This is a genomic window from uncultured Agrococcus sp. (genome assembly GCF_945915485.1).
In the GTDB taxonomy this organism is placed as follows: domain Bacteria; phylum Actinomycetota; class Actinomycetes; order Actinomycetales; family Microbacteriaceae; genus Agrococcus.
Window position 1 is genome coordinate 14,704 of sequence record NZ_CAMEFJ010000006.1, and the last position, 19,468, is coordinate 34,171.

At 63.7% G+C, this 19,468-nt stretch carries 16 protein-coding genes; 1 reads left to right on the forward strand and 15 read right to left on the reverse strand.

Annotated elements, in window-relative coordinates; genetic code table 11:
• Positions 1-27: 27 nt before the first annotated feature.
• From Q0O95_RS02160 to Q0O95_RS02230, 15 genes are all read right to left on the reverse strand, one after another.
• Complete coding sequence (locus Q0O95_RS02160; protein ID WP_293694867.1) at positions 28-486, reverse strand: PTS sugar transporter subunit IIA; 459 nt, start codon at positions 484-486, stop codon at positions 28-30.
• A complete protein-coding gene (locus Q0O95_RS02165) occupies positions 483-1,592 on the reverse strand; it encodes an adenosine deaminase (protein ID WP_293694869.1) in 1,110 nt (369 codons plus the stop codon). Before Q0O95_RS02165 ends, Q0O95_RS02160 begins: the two co-directional genes overlap by 4 nt.
• 114 nt (positions 1,593-1,706) lie before the next feature.
• Positions 1,707-2,189: a hypothetical protein gene (locus Q0O95_RS02170; protein WP_293694870.1), complete on the reverse strand. Its 483-nt coding sequence runs from the start codon at positions 2,187-2,189 to the stop codon at positions 1,707-1,709.
• A gap of 9 nt (positions 2,190-2,198) precedes the next feature.
• A complete protein-coding gene (locus Q0O95_RS02175; protein ID WP_293694872.1) occupies positions 2,199-3,173 on the reverse strand; it encodes a class C sortase in 975 nt (324 codons plus the stop codon).
• A gap of 61 nt (positions 3,174-3,234) precedes the next feature.
• Entirely contained in the window at positions 3,235-4,674 is a 1,440-nt protein-coding gene (locus tag Q0O95_RS02180) for a SpaH/EbpB family LPXTG-anchored major pilin (RefSeq protein ID WP_293694874.1), read from the reverse strand.
• Between the two features lie 103 nt (positions 4,675-4,777).
• Positions 4,778-7,402: a SpaA isopeptide-forming pilin-related protein gene (locus tag Q0O95_RS02185; RefSeq protein WP_293694876.1), complete on the reverse strand. Its 2,625-nt coding sequence runs from the start codon at positions 7,400-7,402 to the stop codon at positions 4,778-4,780.
• Between the two features lie 501 nt (positions 7,403-7,903).
• Positions 7,904-8,380 (reverse strand): hypothetical protein, encoded by a 477-nt coding sequence (locus tag Q0O95_RS02190; RefSeq protein ID WP_293694878.1) that lies wholly within the window; start codon positions 8,378-8,380, stop codon positions 7,904-7,906.
• A gap of 130 nt (positions 8,381-8,510) precedes the next feature.
• Entirely contained in the window at positions 8,511-9,803 is a 1,293-nt protein-coding gene (locus Q0O95_RS02195; protein WP_293694880.1) for a thymidine phosphorylase, read from the reverse strand.
• A complete protein-coding gene (locus Q0O95_RS02200; RefSeq protein WP_293694882.1) occupies positions 9,796-10,206 on the reverse strand; it encodes a cytidine deaminase in 411 nt (136 codons plus the stop codon). Before Q0O95_RS02200 ends, Q0O95_RS02195 begins: the two co-directional genes overlap by 8 nt.
• 3 nt (positions 10,207-10,209) lie before the next feature.
• A complete protein-coding gene (locus Q0O95_RS02205; protein WP_293694884.1) occupies positions 10,210-11,523 on the reverse strand; it encodes an ABC transporter permease in 1,314 nt (437 codons plus the stop codon).
• Positions 11,520-12,743 (reverse strand): ABC transporter permease, encoded by a 1,224-nt coding sequence (locus Q0O95_RS02210; protein WP_293694885.1) that lies wholly within the window; start codon positions 12,741-12,743, stop codon positions 11,520-11,522. The genes Q0O95_RS02205 and Q0O95_RS02210 overlap by 4 nt, the downstream gene beginning before the upstream one ends.
• The gene (locus tag Q0O95_RS02215) at positions 12,740-14,263 is read right to left on the reverse strand and encodes an ABC transporter ATP-binding protein (RefSeq protein WP_293694887.1); all 1,524 of its coding nucleotides are present in this window, start codon (positions 14,261-14,263) and stop codon (positions 12,740-12,742) included. Before Q0O95_RS02215 ends, Q0O95_RS02210 begins: the two co-directional genes overlap by 4 nt.
• Before the next feature lie 115 nt (positions 14,264-14,378).
• Entirely contained in the window at positions 14,379-15,497 is a 1,119-nt protein-coding gene (locus Q0O95_RS02220; protein ID WP_293694888.1) for a BMP family ABC transporter substrate-binding protein, read from the reverse strand.
• Between the two features lie 925 nt (positions 15,498-16,422).
• Positions 16,423-17,385 (reverse strand): nucleoside hydrolase, encoded by a 963-nt coding sequence (locus tag Q0O95_RS02225; RefSeq protein ID WP_293694890.1) that lies wholly within the window; start codon positions 17,383-17,385, stop codon positions 16,423-16,425.
• Between the two features lie 7 nt (positions 17,386-17,392).
• Positions 17,393-18,517, reverse strand: coding sequence for a mannose-1-phosphate guanylyltransferase (locus Q0O95_RS02230; protein WP_293694891.1), 1,125 nt, complete (start codon positions 18,515-18,517; stop codon positions 17,393-17,395).
• A 110-nt stretch (positions 18,518-18,627) separates the two neighbouring features.
• Between Q0O95_RS02230 and Q0O95_RS02235 the strand changes: the two genes are divergently transcribed.
• The gene (locus tag Q0O95_RS02235) at positions 18,628-19,419 is read left to right on the forward strand and encodes an NAD(P)-dependent oxidoreductase (RefSeq protein WP_293694893.1); all 792 of its coding nucleotides are present in this window, start codon (positions 18,628-18,630) and stop codon (positions 19,417-19,419) included.
• The last annotated feature ends 49 nt before the right edge of the window (positions 19,420-19,468 follow it).

Genomic DNA, 19,468 nt, shown 5'->3' on the forward strand with positions numbered 1-19,468 from the left:
CTCGTAACGAGATCTGCGCAATTCTCGCTATGCAGTCCCCACACGCGCACGCAGAGCACGCAACGCAGCGTCCTTACCGGACGCCGCGATGAGCTCATCGACCGCGCCCTGACGATCCAGTGCATTCGCGAGCGCGGCGAGCATCGTGATGTGCTGCTTCGCCGTCTTCGCTGCGATGGCGATGACGACTCGCACCGGGTCGTTGTAGGGGTGGCCGAACGTGACCGGCTCGTCCAGCACGACGACGGCCATCCCACTCTGGCGCACGAGCGACCCCGCATTCGAGTGCGGAACCGCGACGTGCGGCGCTACGACGCAGTACGGCCCCGAGTTCTCGATCAGCTGCACCATTTCGTCGATGTACGCCGGCCCGACGGCGGCGGCGTTGACGAGGTCGAGCCCCGCGGCACGCACTGCGTCGCGCCAGGACTCCGCGCTGACGCCGGAGGCGAACGTGGCAGTTTCTACGCGAACTTCCGCGTTCATGACACCTCTGCGAATCCGTCTTCGATGACGTCGGCGAGTTCCTCTCGCTCATCCACCGGCAAGAAAGCTCCCTCTGCAGCGTTCAACTGGAAGGTCTCGTGGTCGTCGAGGTTGTAGCCGAACGCGTCGGTCAGCAGCGCGAGTTCATCAGACAGGGTCGTGTTGCTCTGCAGACGGTTGTCGGTGTTGACCGTCACTGCGAAACCGAGCTGATAGAGCAGATCGAACGGGTGATCCTCGACCTCCTCACCCCACGCTTCTATCGTGCCGGTCTGCAGGTTCGACGAGATGGAGAGCTCGAGCGGGATGCGGCGATCCTTCACCCACTCCGCCAACTGCCCCATGACGACCTGGAAGGCGTCCCCGCGCTCGTCGAGCACTTCGATGTCCTCGGCGATTCTGGCCCCGTGACCGAGCCGCAGCGCGCGACCGGTGATGAGGGCATCCCGGATCGATGCGAGCCCCGCACCCTCGCCTGCGTGCACCGTGACGGGCATGAACTCCTCGGCGAGATACTGGAACGCCGCTGCGTGCGAAGACGGCGGGAAGCCTTCTTCCGGCCCAGCGATGTCGAAGCCCGCGACACCGTTCATGCGGTTGCGGACGGCGAGCTCGGCGATGTCGGTCGCCGCAGAGTTCTGCCGCATAGCGCAGAGCAGCTGCTGCACGCGGATGTCGTGTCCGCGGTCGCGCGCCTCCTCGGTTCCGGCACGCAGTCCGGCACGCACCGCTCCCACGGCCTCGTCGAGCGACAGGGTGCCGCCGAGGTGCTGTTCGGGGGCCCAACGCACCTCACCGTAGACGACGCCGTCATCGACGAGGTCGAGCACGTAGTCGCGCGCCGCCCGTTCGAGCGCTGCGCTCGTCTGCAGCACGGCTGTCGTGAGGTCGAACGTCTCAAGATACGTGGGCAGCGAGCCAGAGTTCGCAGCGTCCGCGAACCAGTCGGCGAGATCATCCGGGTCTTCCGCCGGCAGGTCGATGCCCTCGGATTCCGCGAGTTCGATGATCGTCTCGGTTCGCAGTGCCCCGTCGAGGTGGTCGTGCAGACTGACTTTCGGCAGCGTCACGATGTCGACGTCGTCGTTCATGTACTCATCGACCATGATGCTGCCTCCACTGAACTGGTACGGATGCCATTGTATGCCTTCGCCGCTATGCAACGGCAGTGCAAATGGTGTGACGGCACACTTCGTTCTCCGTCCCGTATACGCGGCAGTTCAGCCGCGCGGAAACCTGACGGCCATGACGTCGTGCACTTTGCCGGTTGCGAAGACCGTGAGCCCCGAAACCGGCACCCCGACGCCCAGCACGATCAGCGAGATCAGCAACCACCACTGCACCTCGGAGCCGCTGACGACGGTGAACCACCCTGCCGCAGCGAGTGGCCCGGCGACGGCCAGCAGCAGGGATGCTCCTCCCGCGAATCGGGTCGCCGCACGTTTCTGCTCCTCGTCGTCGGAGTGTTTTCGCACGACCCCCCAGGTGACTAACGCGACGAGAACACCGGCAAGGACTCCCGCACCGAGCGCAGCGGGGCCGACGAGCACGATGAAGGTGCCGAGGATTCCGAAACCGGACGTGATCAAGCCGAGCACTTCGAGCATGACCACCGTGATGAGACCAGCGAGGACGCCCCACAGCGCGCCCCTGATGACCAGGAACAGCGATCTCGAGTCATTGCCGTACCGGTCGCGCGTCACGGCACCAGTCTACGGGCGCTTGATACGTCGTGCCGCGTCACCATACCCGGTTCGCCAGATGTAGGCGGTTGCCGTAACGACTGCGAGCACTGCTGCGACCGCCCACCACGGGAATCCGGGGATCTCCGGGTCGGCGCCCGCGCCCTCGATATCCTCAATCGGCGTTGGCGTGACCCGTTCCCCTGTGACGAGAATCCGGTGACTGTTGATCCCGAGCGGAGTGCAGGTGATGAACGTGACGAGGTCGCTGTCGGGTTGCGCTCGCAGCGTGTCGGTTTCGTGCGGCTCGACCACCCGGATCTCCCGCACCTCGTAGGTGAGGACCTCGTCGAGCACTTCGATCGTGAATCGATCACCGACCTCGACGCGATCGAGGTTCGAGAACATGGTGGCGTTCGCCAATCCTCGATGTGCGGTGATCACGGAATGCGTTCCGGTACCGCCGACGGGAAGGTGGGAGCCTTCCAGGTGCCCGGCGCCACGATCCAGCACTTCGTCGCTGGTGCCGTGATAGACAGGCAGATCCACGTCGATGGACGGGATGCGCACGCGAGCCATGAGGCCGGCAGAACCCGCGGAGAGCATCTCGTCGTAGACGAGCGTCTCGTCCTGGAGCGTGCCGCTGCCTGTCGCGATGTTCGCGTTCGCTTCGATGTCCACGCCCGCGAGCAATGCGTCGTTGTACTCGTGCGCGAGCCGAAGCTGTTCAGCGGCTCCGGGGTCGGCCTCGGCGACGCTCTGCGAGTAGTCGCCGATCAGCTGCGACTGGTTGTACGACGAAAGCCATGACGCTGTTGAGGGGTAGAACAGGATGCCGACTCCGGTGAGCATGACGAGCGCAATGGTCACCGTGAGTGCACTCGGTCTCCACGGCCGACGCGTGCGGCGAGGTGAAACCCTGGTTGCTGTCACGACTCTCCCGTTGGTCGGATCTTTGCCGCTCAGTCTGAAGGTGATGACCGGAGCGGGGGTACTTCCGGCCATCACCTTCAATTCGACGGCTGCTCGGGAGGGCGCGGGTTCACAACCTACGCCCTCCCTTGTGCTACTGCTGGAGAGCAGCCTTGCGGCGGTTGTACATCACGAGCCCGATGGCGATCGCCAGCAGTGCGATACCGCCGATGATCAGCAGCAGCTGACCGGCAGCACCGGTGAGCGGCAGTGCCGGGACGGACTGCTGCGTGTTCTCGACCTCGACACGTGCGGTAGAGGCCTCCGTGGTCTCACCCGCGACGACCGTGACCTCGATGGAGCCCGTCAGCTGCGTGTAGCCTGCGGGTGCCTGCGTCTCGACAAGGTAGTAGGTGCCGGTCTTCAGACCCGGAATCGTGACGGTGCCGTCCGCTCCCGTTGTGAAGTCGGTGGTTGCCGTGCCGTTCACGTCGACCGAGACCGGGCTGCCGCTGCCTTCAGGATTGGTGAACACCTGGAAGGTCGCGCCCTCCAGCGTCGCCTCGGTAGCGGCGTCGATCTTCGTGATGATGACCTGACCCCAGGGCGTGAAGACCTCGCCGGTCTCGTAGTCGACGCCGCCGACGTTGACGATGGCGTCGTTCGGGATCTCACCGATTCCGATGACCTCTGTGGTGAACGCGAACGTCACGACGGCTCCCGCGTTGAGGGAGTTGAGGTGGTCGAGCCCATCCTGCGTGAATGCAACGGTCAACGTACCTCCGACACCGCCGGGGTGCTGCGCTTCGAAGAAGTCGGAGGAGACTGCGACACCGTCGATCTCGACGACGACAGAGTCGGCGACGTACTCGAGGCGGTCATCCAGGTTGTCGGTGAGGCCGAACTCGGTCAGCGGCTCACCGGAGCCGACACCGATCGGCGGTGCGGTTACCGTCCAGGTCACTTCGTCGCCGGCGCCGATCGCATCGGTGTCGTCGACTTCCTTGGTCGCGACGCCCTCGATGACGTTCTTGGGGTACACGTGCACGTCGTAGTTCCAGCCCTGATCGCCGGTTGGCATCGGCAGTGTCACGAGGAACGGCTGTGCCGGTGCCGTGATGTTGTGGCCTCCTGCATCGGTTTCCTCGACTAGATACAGACCGACCGGCAGATTCGTCGAAACGCTGCCGTCAGCACCTGTAGTCACCGGAACACCTGTCCCGAGCGTAAAGTCATCCGGGTTCGGCGGTGTGGTGTCGTAGTCCGCGATGGCGTCCCAGCTGTCAGGATTCGTGAGATCGATCTGGTCGGATCCGATGGCAGTGACAGGTGTGACGGTGAACTGTACGCCCTCGAGCGGTGCGCGTTCCGGGTCGGTTGGCAGCTGTGTGCCGTCGTGCGCATCCGTCGTGACAGGCGTGCCGGCGTACTTGTGGATCGTCAGCGAGCCTTCGGTGGGAGCGCCCGGCTGGCCGGGTGCGGAATTGTCGCTCTGCGCGTTGGCTGCTCCGGCTCCGGCGAAGCCGAGAGCCGCGATGGCAACCGCTGCGAGGGAGGCCGTGAGTCGCCTCGTGCCGCGGGATTGCAGTTTCATGATGTGCTGTTTCCTTTCTTGCTCCCTTCGACATCGTCGGGAGTGTGCTGTGTGGGTAAAGCGAAGTGAGTAGTCGTCAGTGCAGTTTGGTCCGCGCCCGGGATCACGCCGTCAAAGTTCGCACCTTTCGCCGGTGCCAGATCAGGGCGGCGAGTGCCAGTGCCACGAGCACCGCTCCGATGATGAAGAACAGATCGGCTCCGAGACCGCCGGTCAGCGGTATCGCCAAGGCATCTCGCTGCTGGTTCTCGACCGAGCCGAGATCGAGGTGCAACGTGTCGGAATCGCTTACTGGGCCGATGGTGAAGGCGATCTCTTCTCCGCTCAGCTGGTAGCCCGCGGGGGCTCGAGCCTCAACGAGCGTGTAGTCGCCCCAGACGAGATCTTCGAGCAGGAACGCGCCTGCTGCGCCGTCCTGGTCGGGCCCGTCGGCATTCGGCGCGGTTCCCTCGAAGTCGACGACCTCAATCCCGTCTGTGTCGCTGCCCGGCCCCGTCAGCAGCCACTCGGAGCCTGACAAGAGGACTCCGGAACCGGCTGCGATCTTGTCCCAGGTTACGGAGCCGGGCAGGTCTTTGTTGGTGAACGTGCAGACCACGTCTGCTCCGACACCGATGGTGATTCGCTGGTCGGCGTCGACCGGCACATCCGTGCCCGTCGCGCGATCAACGCACACCAGGCTCTCGAGCACATAGCCGAGTTCTTTCGCCCCGTAGTCAGGTAGCAGCGATTCACTCAGCGTGTACTGCCCCGGCTCCACGGCGACGTCTGTCACAGCGGCGCTGTCGGTGACACCGCTCACACCCGTTGTCGGCCCGTCAGCCTGCAGTAGCCACTGATCGACTCCTGCATCGGGGTCGAACTGCGTCAGCAGTTCCTTCTCGAGTGTGAGCGTTGAATCGCAGGTTACGGTGTTTCGCACGAGGATGCTGTTGACGTTCTCCGTCTGCCCCGTCGTCTGCCCCGTGGCGGTGAGACGATGCGCGTACCCGTTGCTGAAATCGTGCGATGCGGCATCACCATTGATACGAGTGATGCGTTCGCTGTCGACGGTGCAGTGAGCAAGCTCGGAGCTGATCGTCACGGTTTCTGCCAGATTGACCAGCTGACCGACCACGAGACCGCCGTGGACATCACCCCAAGCAAGGGAGCTGCCGTTCACCGTGAGCTGTGTGTCGAGCCCCTCCGGCTGGTCGCCATGCTGATAAACCGTGCCGTTGACCGCCCACTCTTTATCGACGATCAGACCGGCGTTCTTCGTCGCATTCGTGATCGTGCAAACGGTGTCACCCGTCTGGTTCGGGGTCGAGATCTGGAAGCTGAAACCGCTCCCGCTGCCTAGTTGCTGCTGACTTCCTCCGACAGCGGTAAATACACAAGCCCAGGTCGCCTGGTAGTCCTCAAGTGCCGAGGGCCCTTCGTCGATGGTTTCGCTAATGCGGTAGCTCTGATTCGTGCGCGCAATCACTGGGCCGAGCTGAGTGCTGGTGCTCGCACCCTCTGTCGTCACGGAAGCGAAAGGTGGTTCGTTTCCGGTCGCAATGCTGATGGTGAATTGATCCTCAGCGTCCGCGCGTAACGGCAGCTCCTTGATCACCGTGATCGTGGGTGGCTGCTGGCAGGAAGCCAAGTCCGTGCTGCTGCCGAGCCCTGAGAGCGTCGGGCGACCAGGAACCTGGGCAAAGCCGTTACTGGGGTCGAGGAAGAACGCCTGGTTGCCGGTACCGATAATCACGGTTCCGTCGCTGTCGACGGCAACACCATTTGCAGCCGTGCCACCCAGATTCACGGGAGCCTGATTCGTCCGTGCGACGATCTGCGGGTTTCCGCTATTGATCGAGGCACCGGAGATCGTGTAGATGGCGGCCGTGGGATTCGTCCCGGAGTCGGAGCGCAGCAGGAACAGGTCACCCGTTGCACTGAATGCGAAGTCCCCGTTGGCGGGCGAAAGCTCTGATCTACTGGAGTCCACTTGCACGCTGCCTACACTTTGCGCTTGTTCAGTGGCCGGGTCAAAGCTGAACAGGTGGAAGTGGAGTGTGTATTCGGTGTAGCCGATCGGCCAAAACCCTACGTACTGGTTTGATGTGCTGTACACGCCGTAGAAGTACTTTCCGCTCGCGTTGTCGAATGCACCGGCGATGAAGTTTGTTCCGTTGAAGCCTCCACGGGGTGCGTTCTGCAATACGCGCTGAACACCGGTCTCAGTCCATCGATAAATGCCGAGATTGTTCTGGGTTCGGGAATATCCGTACATCGTCGAACCGTCACCGGTGAGCGCGAGTCCGTTGAAAGACGTGCCTTGATTCGGAGCACTCGCGAACGTGGTGATTTGCCCACCGCTGGTGATCTGACGGATCGAACCGTTGGTCTGTATGGAATAGAACTGACCGGGCGAGCACGATGCCCAAGAAGACTCTTGCAGCAACATGCGGTCATCAACGCGAGACCTCTCATTCAATTGAGAAGGGGTTTCCTCAACGGTCTCGGTCGGCGTCGGCTCTACGGGAGCGGGCTCACGAGTCGGCTCGGGCTCGACGTTCTCCGACGGCGTGGGCTCGACGCTCGGCTCGACTTCGGTATCGTCGGACGGCCGAGGTTCGGCGCTCGGGTCGGTGTCAGCGGCAGCGAGCGGCGCATGCGTTTCGTGCTGCTCAGCGGGTTCCGACACCGGGTCTTCTTGGGCGTTCGCCAGGGGTACATGGTCGAGCATGCTGATAGCGGTCACCGCGGCAACCGCACCGATGAGTAGCTTCGTCGCTCGGCGCAACAGTGGCCGTGAGCTCCGTGTGACTACGTGTTCCACAAAGGTTCCTAACGCTCATTGGGGCACAATTGCCAGAGGGGCAGCGCCGCACAGCGTGGTGCAAATTTTTGAGGGGATCTCTCACTGGACGAGTCTCGAAGAGGGCTGGTGTCGCGTGAGTGTAAGGGACGTGTTGCTGCGCTCAATGTACACACGACTAGCGACTAATGTCTAGTTTTATAGAAACTTAAGTAGCTTTATAACCAAGACTCTACAATTGAGTGGACGTTTCTCTGTAGATATTCGTCAATAGCATCGCGTTTAAAGTCGCACACGACGATGTCGCCTCGAGGCACCACAACCTACGCAAGCGCGTTCCGGCCCTCCGGGTTCGACCGCTTGAAGAACGAATCATCCTCGGGAGCAATCTCGCGTCATGCCGTGCCGACCGACGCGGGCGCTACTGCACGGCTACGTTGCGCGTTACGCCGCCCCGGACGCGCAAGCACCTTTGCGGCGCAGGAGCGAACGCACCGTGTGCCACGTCCCGAGCACTCCCACCAGGAACGGAAGCGCCCCGAACAGCACATAGATGCCGAATCGAGACCCAAGCCATCCGCTCTCCGATGCGGCAGCGACGATAACGAGCATCACCGCGTTGATGCCGCCCGGAACGAAAACACCGGCGAACGACGCAAATGACGTGGCAATAGGGATCATGACTGCGATGGCTGCACCGGCGATGGCGATCACCAAGACCGGGCGCTGCCCTGCGAGCAGGAGACGCCATACGAGCCACGCCAGTACTGCCCCGGCACCTAGGCCGAGGAGTGCTCCGATGATGCCGCTCACGACCGCCAAGAACGCCCAACCGCTACTGCCCGTGAAAAAGGCAAGGCCAATGAACGTGACACCGGTTGTGCAACCTGCGACTCCTCCCCATCGGAGTCCGCGTGCCATCAGGAACTTGCGATCCCGATGATCCGGGTTTCTGGCCTCCCCCGTCATGCCGTCGCGTCTCGCTCTTGTTCAGTGAGCGCAGTCTTACGGCACACGAGGCCTCGCAGCGTGAACCACATCCCGAAGACTGCTAGGAGGAGATCCTGTCTCGCACGATCGGCTGCCTGTCGAACGACGTCCCTGCCGGCGCGATCTCGTAGGCGCCCTCGACCGCGTCGAGCGCTCGCTCGAACCGCGCCGCATCATTCGCAGCGAGCGTGAAGAGCGGTTGCCCGGCACGCACCTCGTCACCGGGTTTCGCGTGCAGATCGATGCCCGCCGCGTGGACGACCTCGTCGGATGCTCGTGCACGGCCGGCGCCAAGCCGCCAGGCCGCGACGCCGAACGGCAGCGCATCCTGACGTACGAGCACGCCGTCCTGTTCGGCGACGACGGTGTGCGTTTCGTTGGGCGTCGGGAGAGCCGCATCGGGGTCGCCGCCCTGCGCTTCGACGAATTGCCGCCACGTGTCCATCGCACGGCCGTCCTGCAGGGCGGCTTCGACATCCGCATCCGGCTGCCCGACCGAGGCGAGCATCTCGCGAGCCAGGGCGACCGTCAGTTCGACGACATCTGCGGGTCCGCCGCCGGCGAGCACCTCGACGGATTCGCGCACCTCGTTCGCGTTGCCGATCGTGAGGCCGAGCGGAGTCTCCATGCTGGTGAGCAGCGCGCTCGTCTCGACACCGGCATCCGTGCCGAGCGCCACCATGGTGCGCGCCAGCTCACGGGCACGCTCCTCCTCGCGCATGAACGCGCCGGAGCCGAACTTCACGTCGAGCACGAGCGCGCTCGTGCCCTCGGCGATCTTCTTCGACATGATGGACGACGCGATCAGCGGAATCGCCTCGACCGTGCCGGTGATGTCGCGCAGCGCGTAGAGTCGCTTGTCCGCGGGCGCGAGCCCCTTGCCCGCTGCGCAGATAACACCGCCGAGCCCTTCGAGCTGCTGCAGAATCTGCTCGTTCGACAGCTCTGCGCGCCAGCCGGGGATCGACTCGAGCTTGTCGAGCGTGCCACCCGTATGGCCGAGCCCGCGGCCCGAGAGCTGCGGTACCGCGACACCGAAGCACGCGACGAGCGGCATGAGCGGCAGCGTGATCTTGTCGCCGACACCACCCGTGGAGTGCTTGTCGACCGTGGGCTTCGACAACGACGAGAAGTCCATGCGCTCGCCGGAGTGGATCATCGCCTGCGTCATATCGAAGATCTCGCGACGCTCCATGCCGTTCAGGAAGATCGCCATGATGAGCGCGGACATCTGCGCGTCGTCAACGTATTCGCGCGTGTACGCGTCGATGAGCCAGTCGATCTGCTCGGTCGACAGCGCGGCGCGATCCCGCTTCGAACGGATGATGTCGACGACATCGAATGCTTCAACCACTGGTTCCCTTTCGGTACTCTTCGAGTGAGCGCGGGCCGAATCCGTCCGGCAGCACTTCGTCCATCGTGCGGATGCCCGACACCGTCAGCAGCTCGGTCTCGTCGCTCGAGTGCTCGAACAGCAGCTGCCGGCACCTCCCGCACGGCATGATCACGTCACCGGCGCCGTTCACGCAGACGAAGGCGCGAATCGTGCCGCCACCGGTCATGAACAGCTGTGAGACGAGAGAGCACTCCGCGCACAGCGTGACCCCGTAACCGGCATTCTCGATATTGCAACCGGCCACGAGACGACCGTCATCGGCGATCGCAGCGGCGCCGACGGGATATCCGGAGTACGGCACGTAGGCGTGCTTCGTCGCATCGTGCGCCGCTGACTGCAGCGCTTCCCAATCGATCGTCATCGGCTACTGCTTCGCATACGGTTTACCGCTCGCAGCAGGCGCCTTCGAGAGCCCGATGAAGCCCGTGACCGCGAGAATCGTGATGATGTACGGCAGCATGAGCAGCAGCTCGCTCGGCACCTGACTTCCCGCCGCCGAGAGCGTCTGCTCGAGGGCTCTCGCGAATCCGAACAGCAGCGCTGCGAACGTCGCCTTGAGCGGATGCCACTTACCGAAGATCACGGCCGCGAGCGCGATATACCCGAGCCCGCCCGTCATCTCCTTCGTGAACTGGCCAGTCTGGTCGAGCGTGAAGTACGCGCCGCCGAGGCCCGCAATGGCGCCCGCGAGCGAAACGTTCCAGAACCGCCATCGGCGCACTCGGATGCCGACCGTGTCTGCCGCCAGCGGGTGCTCGCCGAGCGCCCTGGTACGCAGACCCCACGTGCTGTTGAACATCGCGATCGTGATGATGATGACGGCCGCATACATCAGGTAGACGATGATCGTCTGGCTGAAGAACGTCGGACCGATGATCGGAATCTGCGAAAGACCGGGGATCGGCAGACGCGGCAGGCGGCCGGACGAGTTCAGTTCGGGGTTCTCCGACATGACGGTCGAGTAGAAGAACCCGGTCAGCCCGACGACGAGCACGTTCAGCACGACGCCGACGATGACCTGCTCGACCAGGTAGCGGACGGCGAAGGCCGCCAGCACGAACGAGACGAGCATCCCGGCCGCCATCGCCCCGATCAGGCCGGCTGTGAGGCTGCCCGTGATGGATGCGACGAGCGCGCCGGAGAACGCGCCGGAGAGCAGCTGCGCCTCGATGGCGATGTTGACGATACCCGAACGCTCGGAGATCACACCGCCCATAGCACCGAAGATCAGCGGCACTGCGAGGCCGACGGAGGCGATCATGAGATCGGTGAACGAGAACGACTTGCCGGCTGCTGCCCAGGTGAGGAAGTCGATGATGAAGAGTGCTCCGAAGACGATGTAGAGCCAGCCCCACACCTTCTGCCGCTGGATCGTGCGCATGATCGCGAAGGCCGAGATGACCGCCATGATGCCCGTCGCGACGATACCGACGACGCGGACACCGAGCGTGAGGTCGGGGAGCAGGAAGAAATCGTTCGGCCTTGCGAATCGGAAGACGGTCGATTCGTCGTTCCCGAAGCCGACCGTCAGCACGAACGCGACGATCGTGAGCGACGTCAGCGCGACCGCGGGCCGCCATTTCCGTACCTGCACCCGCTCGAGGTGCACCTCCTGCTCGGGAACACCGGCTTCGTGTTCTGTGAGCTGTGCGCTGTTCTGCGCCGGTGTGTTGGTCACGAGCGTGCTCCCTTCGGGTAGAAGAAGATCGTCTTCACCAGCGCCGGGGCTGCGATGAACAGCACGATGAACGCCTGGAGCACGAGTACGAGGTCAATGGGGATCTGCTGCGCCGCCTGCATGTTGAAGCCGCCTGCCCGCATGGCTCCGAACAGGAGGCCCGCGACGAGTGTTCCCCACGGAGAGGATCTGCCTAACAGCGCGACGGTAATCGCCTCGAAACCGATGCCGGCGTCGATATTGGCCGTGAATCCGCTCGTGACCTGCCCCGCGACCTGCACGCCTCCTGCAAGGCCCATGAAAGCGCCTCCGAAGGCCATGGCGAGTGTCGTGACGAGCCCGACGTTCATGCCCGCCTGACGCGCGGCATCCGGATTCAACCCGACGGCCCGGAACTGATACCCGAGGTTCGAACGCTCGATGAACCACCAGTACAGGATCACGACCGCGATCGCGATCAGGATGCCTGCGTGCACGCGGAAGCCGGGCAACGAGTGCAGGATGGCGGTGTCCATCATGGGGGGCGAGACCGGGTTGTTGTTTTCCTGGTTTCGCAGCAGGTCCGGGTTACGGAGCGCGTACTGGATACCCAGGTACGCGACGTAGTTGAGCATGATCGTCAGGATCACCTCGTGAGCGCCCGTTCGTGCCTTGAGCAAGCCGACGATCCCGCCCCAGAGCGCTCCCGCAAGAGCGCCGGCGATCAACGCGACCGCGACGTGCAGGACGGGAGGCAGCGGCACGGTGAAGCCCACCCAGCCGGCGACACCCGCGCCGACCAGCATCTGGCCACGGCCACCGATGTTGAAGAGACCGACCTTGAACGCGATCGCGACGCCGAGACCGGCGATGATGAGCGGAGCCGCGTAGTAGAGCGTCGTCGACAGCGGTGCGAGCACCTGCTGCACCGAGTCCATGCGGTTCGGGTTGAAGATCGCACCCTGGAAGAGCGAAATATACGCACCCGAGACTGCCTGCCACAGCGCTGCGAACGTGTCTCCCGGGCGCGCGAAGAAGTACCCCGCGGCCTCCGCAACGCGGGGGTTCGTGAAACCGATGAGGATGGCGCCCACGACAAGTGAAGCGAGCACCGCGAGCACCGACAGCATCGGTGTCCCGTTGAAGAGCCGGTGGAGGAGCTCGCGGCCGACGTCACGGCGGGGCGCGTCCTCGGTCGGGGGCTCGGGAACAGCGGCCTGCTGGGCGACCTGATTGCTCATGCTTCGACCTCCTCAGCGGCCGGCTGCAAGTGTTTGGGAAGCTCGCCGGCCATCATGATGCCGAGGTCCTCTCGATCGGTGTCGGCCGGAACGATGCCGACGATGCCACCGCGGTACATGACGGCGATCCGGTCGGCGAGGCCGACGACTTCGTCGAGTTCAGTCGATACGACGATGACGGGGATGCCCGAGTCGCGCGTCAGGATGATCTGCTTGTGCACGAACTCGATCGAGCCGACATCGAGCCCTCGCGTCGGCTGCGAAGCCACGAAGAGATCGAGTTCGCGCCCGAGCTCGCGCGCGAGCACGACTTTCTGCTGATTTCCGCCGGAGAGTGAGCTGGCCGGCGAATGAATGCTCTGCGCACGCACGTCGTAGTCCTTCTTGGCCTGCTCGGCGAACTCGTCTCGCGTTGCGAAGTCGATTGTGGCGCCTTTGACGAAGGGGGCGCCGATGTAACGGTCGAGCATGATGTTCTCGGCGACAGTGAACTCCGCGACGAGACCATCAACCTTGCGGTCCTCCGGCACGAATCCGACACCTGCGTCGAGCACTTCGCGCACCGACTTACCCGTGAGTTCTGTTCCGTTGAGTGAAATCGTGCCGTTCTCGGCTTTGAGCAATCCGATGAGTGTCTCCGTCAGCTCCGTCTGGCCATTGCCTTGCACGCCGGCGACGCAGAGCACCTCTCCCCCGCGCACCGAGAAGGAGACATCATTGACGACCTTGTGCCCGACCTTGTCGAGCACCGTGAGGTTCTTCACGGCGAGGGCGTTGTCGGTCAGTTCGGCATCGCCTTTCTCGACGTTGAGCGAGACGGACCGCCCGACCATGAGCGACGCGAGCTCAGCACTCGAAGCGGTCGATTCGGCTGTTCCCACGATCTTTCCGAGGCGGATGACCGTGATCTTGTCGGCCACGGCCCTCACCTCACGCAGTTTGTGCGTGATGAAGACGATCGCCGTGCCTTCGTCGCGCAGTTGCCGCATGACCTCCATGAGCTCATCCGTCTCCTGCGGCGTCAGAACAGCCGTGGGCTCGTCGAACACCAGCACCCCGGCATCCAGCGAAAGCGCCTTGATGATCTCCACGCGCTGCTGCACACCGACCGCGAGGTCCTGCACGAGTGCGTCGGGGTCGATGTCGAAACCGAACCGCTCCGACAGCTCCTTCACCTTTTTGCGCGCGCCCTGTATGCCTCCGAGTCGGCGCTCGTGGCCGAGCAGCACGTTCTCCGCAACCGTGAAGACGGGGATCAGCATGAAGTGCTGGTGCACCATGCCGATTCCGGAGCGCATGGCGTCACCGGGGCTCGCGAAGTGCCGTGTTTTACCGTCGAGCAGGATCTCGCCCTCTTCGGCCCGATAGAGGCCGTAGAGAACGTTCATCAGCGTGGATTTCCCGGCACCGTTTTCGCCTAGCAGACAGTGGATCTCACCGGCTTCGACCGTAAGGTCGATGCTGTCGTTCGCGGTGAACGTGCCGAAGCGTTTTGTGATGCCTCGGAGTTCAAGCCTCATCGCTCTATCCCTTCAGATGTTCTGATTAACCTAGCCCACGCGCACAAGCGACTAGACCGGACAGCGGCGCCGGGGATCGAACTTGACCGATCCCCGGCGCCTCCGGTTGTGCCGCTTAAATGCTGGGCGAGGAGGGTGACTCGACGACGAGGGAGCCGTCGATGATCGCGTCGCGCAGCTCGTCGATGTCGGCATCGATCGTGTCGGGCAGGTCGCTCGCGAAGTCGTAGAAGTCAGCGATACCGACCCCGTCGTTCTCGAGCGTGCCGACGAACGGCTCGTTGTTGAACTCGCCGTTCACGGCCTCCGTGATCGTGTCCTCAACCGAGACGGCGAGGCCCTTCAGCACCGAAGTGAGGAAGATGTCGGCGTACTCGGGAGCCGACTCGGTCAGGTCGGTGTCGACACCGATCATCGCGAGGTGCGGGTTGTCGCCCTGAGCGTCCAGTACCGCTTCGGCAGCGGGCTGGAAGATGGGGCCACCGACGGGCATGAGCACGTCAGCACCCTGCGAGATGAACTGCTCGGCCATCGAGCGCGCCTCCGGGTTGGCTTCGAAGCCGCCCGTGAACGAACCGTCCTGAGCCTCGACATCCCAGCCGAGCACCTCGACCTCGGCGCCGTTCTCTTCGTTAAAGTACTCGACACCCTCCGCGAAGCCGTCCATGAAGATGGTGACGGTCGGGATGTTCATCCCGCCCCAGGTCGCGACCCGGTCGCTCTCGGTGTAAGCGGCGGCAGCGTATCCTGCGAGGAATGCGGCCTGAGCGGTGTCGTAGATGAGCGGCTTGACGTTGTCGGCCACGATCTGGTCGTCATCGATGATCGCGAAGTTGACGTCTTCGTAGTTCGCCGCCATCGTTTCGGTCGCCGGCTGCAGGAGGAAGCCGACCGAGAAGATCAGCGTGCAACCCTGGTTGACGAGGCTCTCGATGTTCGACTCGTAAACCGTGTCGTTCTCAGACTCAACCGTGCGCGGGTCGAGGCCGTGAGCCTCCGAACCGGCGACGAGACCGTCGTGGCTCAGCTCGTTGAACGACTGGTCGTCGAATCCACCGGCGTCGGAGACCATGCAGGGAACCTGGTCACTGCCATTGTCTCCTCCGTCCGCGCCTGTGTCGCCGTCGTCTTCTGGCGCTGTGCCGCAGGCCGCCAATAGACCCGCGATAGCGATCACCGACGCGCCACCGAGCAGGTTGCGACGAGCGGTGCTCTTCTTGGAAAGCGTGCTCAAGGGAATCCTCCGTGTCATGGAACATGCCCCTACCGCAGGGCGCGGCAGGAATTAGATATAAAACGAAATGTTACGCGAAACACCGCATCGTGAGGCGTCGAAGCGGTAGATCGAAACCGAATCGTTGTCGAGCGCCTTGTGCAATGACCCATTTTGGGTTGACCGGCAGGGACGGCAAGCAGGGAGGGAGGCGCGGGAAGTCTGCGGCTTTCGGTCTGCCCAGCTCGGGGCTTCTGGCTTTGGGCTTTGAGCCGGTGGTCTGGCCACGAAATGCGGCGCTATTCGCGATCCGTCACGAAACACGGCACTATTTTCCGCTTCTTGAGCGAAGTGCCGTTCTTCGTGCACGCGGTGATAACAGGGATGACCGATTCCGGCTTGACCGGCAGGGACGGCAAGCTGGGAGAATGCAGCGGGAAGTCTGCGGCCTCCCGTCTGCGCAGGTCGGGGCTTTGGGCCGGCGTCTCAGTCACGAAATGCGGCGTTATTCGAGATCTGTCACGAAATGCGGCGCTATTTGCTGCTTTCCGAGCACAACGCCGTCTTTCGTGCAAGCACGTGTAGTGGGACCTGAAGTTCGCCCCTGGACGCCAGGGGCTGGGTCCCTGCTGTGTGCTGACTGAGTCAGCACACACGACCGCCGGGATATGACTTCGGAGCCTTGCCGCTGGAGTGTGCGTCCGTTGCTGTAGGGACCATAGCGAGCACATTCCGGCTTAGCGGGCAGGGACAGCATGCGGGAAGGGCGAAGCGAGAAGCCTGCGGCTTTCGGTCTGCCCAGCTCGGGGCTTCTGGCTTTGGGCTTTGAGCCGGTGGTCTGGCCACGAAACGCGGCGCTATTCGCGATCTGTCACGAAACGCGGCGCTATTTGCCGCTTCTCGAGCCAAGTGCCGTGTTTCGTGCACTTCCGGCACGTTGCGTCGATCACGCCTTCGGGTTTCCGATGCGCTCGAGGGCGTCGACGATGACATCCCAGAAGCGTTCACGGTCGAGCTCGAGCGCCGCCGACGTTCGGCAGTCCGCCGGTGCTTCTGTACGGAGATCGGCGACCGTCATGCCGAGCGTGTGGGTACCCGTGGTCTCGACGACGATCGGCATCCGCGTCGCACGCACGATCGTGGGGTCGATGACGTGAGCGACTGCGCAGGGGTCGTGCACTGGCGGATGAGCGAACCCCTGCACCTCCCTATACGTGTGCCCGAAAAACTCCAGCAGCTCACCCACGAACCGCGCGGGCACCGTGCCGACATCGTCGACTCGCTGCACGACATCCTCCGTTGCAAGCGCCTGATGCGTCAGGTCGAGCCCGACCATCGTGACGTCCCACCCCGCCGAGAAGACGATGTCGGCGGCCTCCGGGTCGATGACGATGTTGAACTCGGCCATGGGGCTCCAATTGCCGACGCGCACACCGCCGCCCATGAGCACAACCCGTTTAACGCGCTCCACGATCGCGGGGGCTTTCCGCACGGCGAGTGCGATGTTCGTGAGACCCCCGGTGGGCACGAGCGTCACGGTTCCCGGGTCGTGCGCCATGATCGTGTCGATGATCACATCGACCGCGTGCCTGGGGTCGAGGTCGATCACGGGCTCCGGCAGTTCGGGGCCGTCCATGCCGCTCTCGCCGTGAATGGATGGCGCGATCTCGACCTCGCGCAGCAGCGGCCGATCCGCTCCCGCGGCAAAGGGCACGTCGGTGATGCCGGCGACACTCGCAACGGCGAGCGCGTTGCGCGTGACCTTCTCGAGCGTCTGGTTGCCCACGACGGTCGTGACGGCGAGCAGATCGATCACGGGGCTGCCGTGCGCGAGCAGAATCGCGATGGCATCGTCGTGGCCGGGGTCGCAATCGAGAATGATCTTCTCGCGCGTGCTGTTGTGTTGCATGCGATTCCTAGAGCACGCCGGAGTGACCGCTGCGCCGGATGGCGTCCACGACCTGCTTGACGCGCTGCGCCTGCTCCGTCGTGGTCACAAGGAGGGCGTCGGGGGTGTCGACGACAACGATGTCCTTCACGCCGACGAGCGAGATGATGCGCTTCGACTGCGATACGACGACTCCGGACGCGGAATCCGCCAGCACCGTACCGCCGTCGCCGAGGATCGCGAGACGATCGCGGCGTCCGTGATTGTGGAGTTTGGCTACGGAGGAGAAGTCGCCGACGTCGTCCCAGTCGAAGTCACCGGGCACGACGAGCAGCTTCCCTCTGGCCGCGGCGGGTTCGGCGACGGAGTAGTCGATCGCGATCTTCTTCAGCTGCGGCCAGATCCGATCGACGGCAGGGCCCCGCTTCTCCGGTTCATCCCAGACGGCGGCAAGCTCTTCTATCTGTTCGGCGAGCTCCGGCTCGGAGTGCGCGAGCTCCTCCAGCAGCACGTCGGCGCGCGAGATGAACATCCCGGCGTTCCAGAGGTAGTCGCCGGATTCGACGTACTCCTTCGCGACATCGATCGTCGGCTTCTCGACGAAACTGTCGACCCGCCGAGCAGAAGGGGCGCCCTCGATGTCGGCGAGCCCGTCGGCCTTGATGTAGCCGAAGCCGATGGCCGGCTCGGTTGGGGTGATGCCCAGCGTGACGATGAAGCCGTCGCGAGCGGCGGCAACCGCCTCGGAAACGCAGCGGCGGAATCCGCGCCAGTCGTCGATGACGTGGTCGGCCGCGAAGGAACCAACGATGACATCCGGCTCGCGGCGACGGAGAATCGCGGCCGCGAGCGCGATGGCGACCGTCGAGTCGCGAGGGTCGGCTTCGAGCACGATGTTGTGATCGGCGAGTTCGTCGATCTGCTCTTCCACCGCCGAACGATGCGCGCGTCCGGTCACGATCATGATGCGCTGGCGGCCGGCGAGTGGTTCGAGCCGCTCGACCGTCGCCTGCAGCAGCGTGTTACCGCTGCCGGTGAGGTCGTGGAGGAACTTCGGGGCCTCCGCTCGCGACATCGGCCAGAGCCGGGACCCGACTCCTCCCGCCGGGATGATCGCGTAGAAGTCGTCGAGCGGCTGTTGACGATTGAGCATGGTTTCGAGCGTAGCCGTTCGGCCCTCGGCCGGACATTGCACAGCCGGTTCCGTGCGTATTCGCACTCGCAGGTGTAAGGGCTCCTTGGAGGGCTCTGTACGATTCGAAGATGGTAGATCTAGCGGGTAGCTCTTGGGTCGTCACTGGTGCAGCCGGGAACATCGGGGCTGCGCTCCGGCTGGCGTTGCATGAGCGCGGCGTCAGGTTGATCTCGACAGATCTTCGATACGCGCAACCCGTTGGCTCGAATGATGAAGTCATCATCGCCGACATCGCCAACCTTGAACCCCTTGTTGGGCTGTTCGATGGCGCGGATGGTGTCATCCATCTGGGTGGACTGTCGGATGAAGCCGATTTCCGGGACCTCGCAGAGGTCAACATCGTGGGCACCTATCACGTGCTCGAAGCGGCTAGACGCGCTGCGGTGCCGCGAGTGATTTACGCCAGTAGCAACCGTTCGACGGGCATGTACCCGGTAACCGAAACTGTCACGACAGATATGCCGCCTCGCCCAGATGGCTTCTACGGAGTTTCGAAGGTCGCCGGTGAAGCGCTCTGTCAGCTATACACGGACAAGTTCGGTCTCTCCACAATCGCTATACGTATAGGCAGCTACGAGCAGCGTCCGAACTCCGCTCGTGAGCAACGCACTTGGCTGAGCCCTAGCGATGCGGTGCGCGCTTTCATTGCGGCTATGACCACCGATCACGACAGTGCGGTCTTTTACGCTGTCTCCGCGAACGAAAACCTCTGGTGGGACCTCGGCTCGGGCGAAGCAATCGGTTACTACCCCGAAGACGACTCGGCATCTCTAGGGCCCACCGAGCCCATAGACGCTGACGCTCCACAGGGCGGCCCCTACGCATCGGCGAAGTACTCGCTCGAGCGAATGCGAGACTAACCGAGCACCTGTTGCGTCACCTCCACGAGTGGCAGACGGTCTCACGTTT

Bases quoted from the DNA above. Each gene is read 5' to 3' on its own strand.
- Q0O95_RS02230 (WP_293694891.1), bottom strand. From the start codon at position 18,517: ATGCTCAATCGTCAACAGCCGCTCGACGACTTCTACGCGATCATCCCG.
- Q0O95_RS02165 (WP_293694869.1), bottom strand. From the start codon at position 1,592: ATGGTCGATGAGTACATGAACGACGACGTCGACATCGTGACGCTGCCG.
- Q0O95_RS02200 (WP_293694882.1), bottom strand. From the start codon at position 10,206: ATGACGATCGATTGGGAAGCGCTGCAGTCAGCGGCGCACGATGCGACG.
- Q0O95_RS02180 (WP_293694874.1), bottom strand. From the start codon at position 4,674: ATGAAACTGCAATCCCGCGGCACGAGGCGACTCACGGCCTCCCTCGCA.
- Q0O95_RS02215 (WP_293694887.1), bottom strand. From the start codon at position 14,263: ATGAGGCTTGAACTCCGAGGCATCACAAAACGCTTCGGCACGTTCACC.
- Q0O95_RS02175 (WP_293694872.1), bottom strand. From the start codon at position 3,173: ATGGCCGGAAGTACCCCCGCTCCGGTCATCACCTTCAGACTGAGCGGC.
- Q0O95_RS02235 (WP_293694893.1), top strand. From the start codon at position 18,628: ATGGTAGATCTAGCGGGTAGCTCTTGGGTCGTCACTGGTGCAGCCGGG.
- Q0O95_RS02210 (WP_293694885.1), bottom strand. From the start codon at position 12,743: ATGAGCAATCAGGTCGCCCAGCAGGCCGCTGTTCCCGAGCCCCCGACC.
- Q0O95_RS02160 (WP_293694867.1), bottom strand. From the start codon at position 486: ATGAACGCGGAAGTTCGCGTAGAAACTGCCACGTTCGCCTCCGGCGTC.
- Q0O95_RS02225 (WP_293694890.1), bottom strand. From the start codon at position 17,385: ATGCAACACAACAGCACGCGCGAGAAGATCATTCTCGATTGCGACCCC.
- Q0O95_RS02190 (WP_293694878.1), bottom strand. From the start codon at position 8,380: ATGGCACGCGGACTCCGATGGGGAGGAGTCGCAGGTTGCACAACCGGT.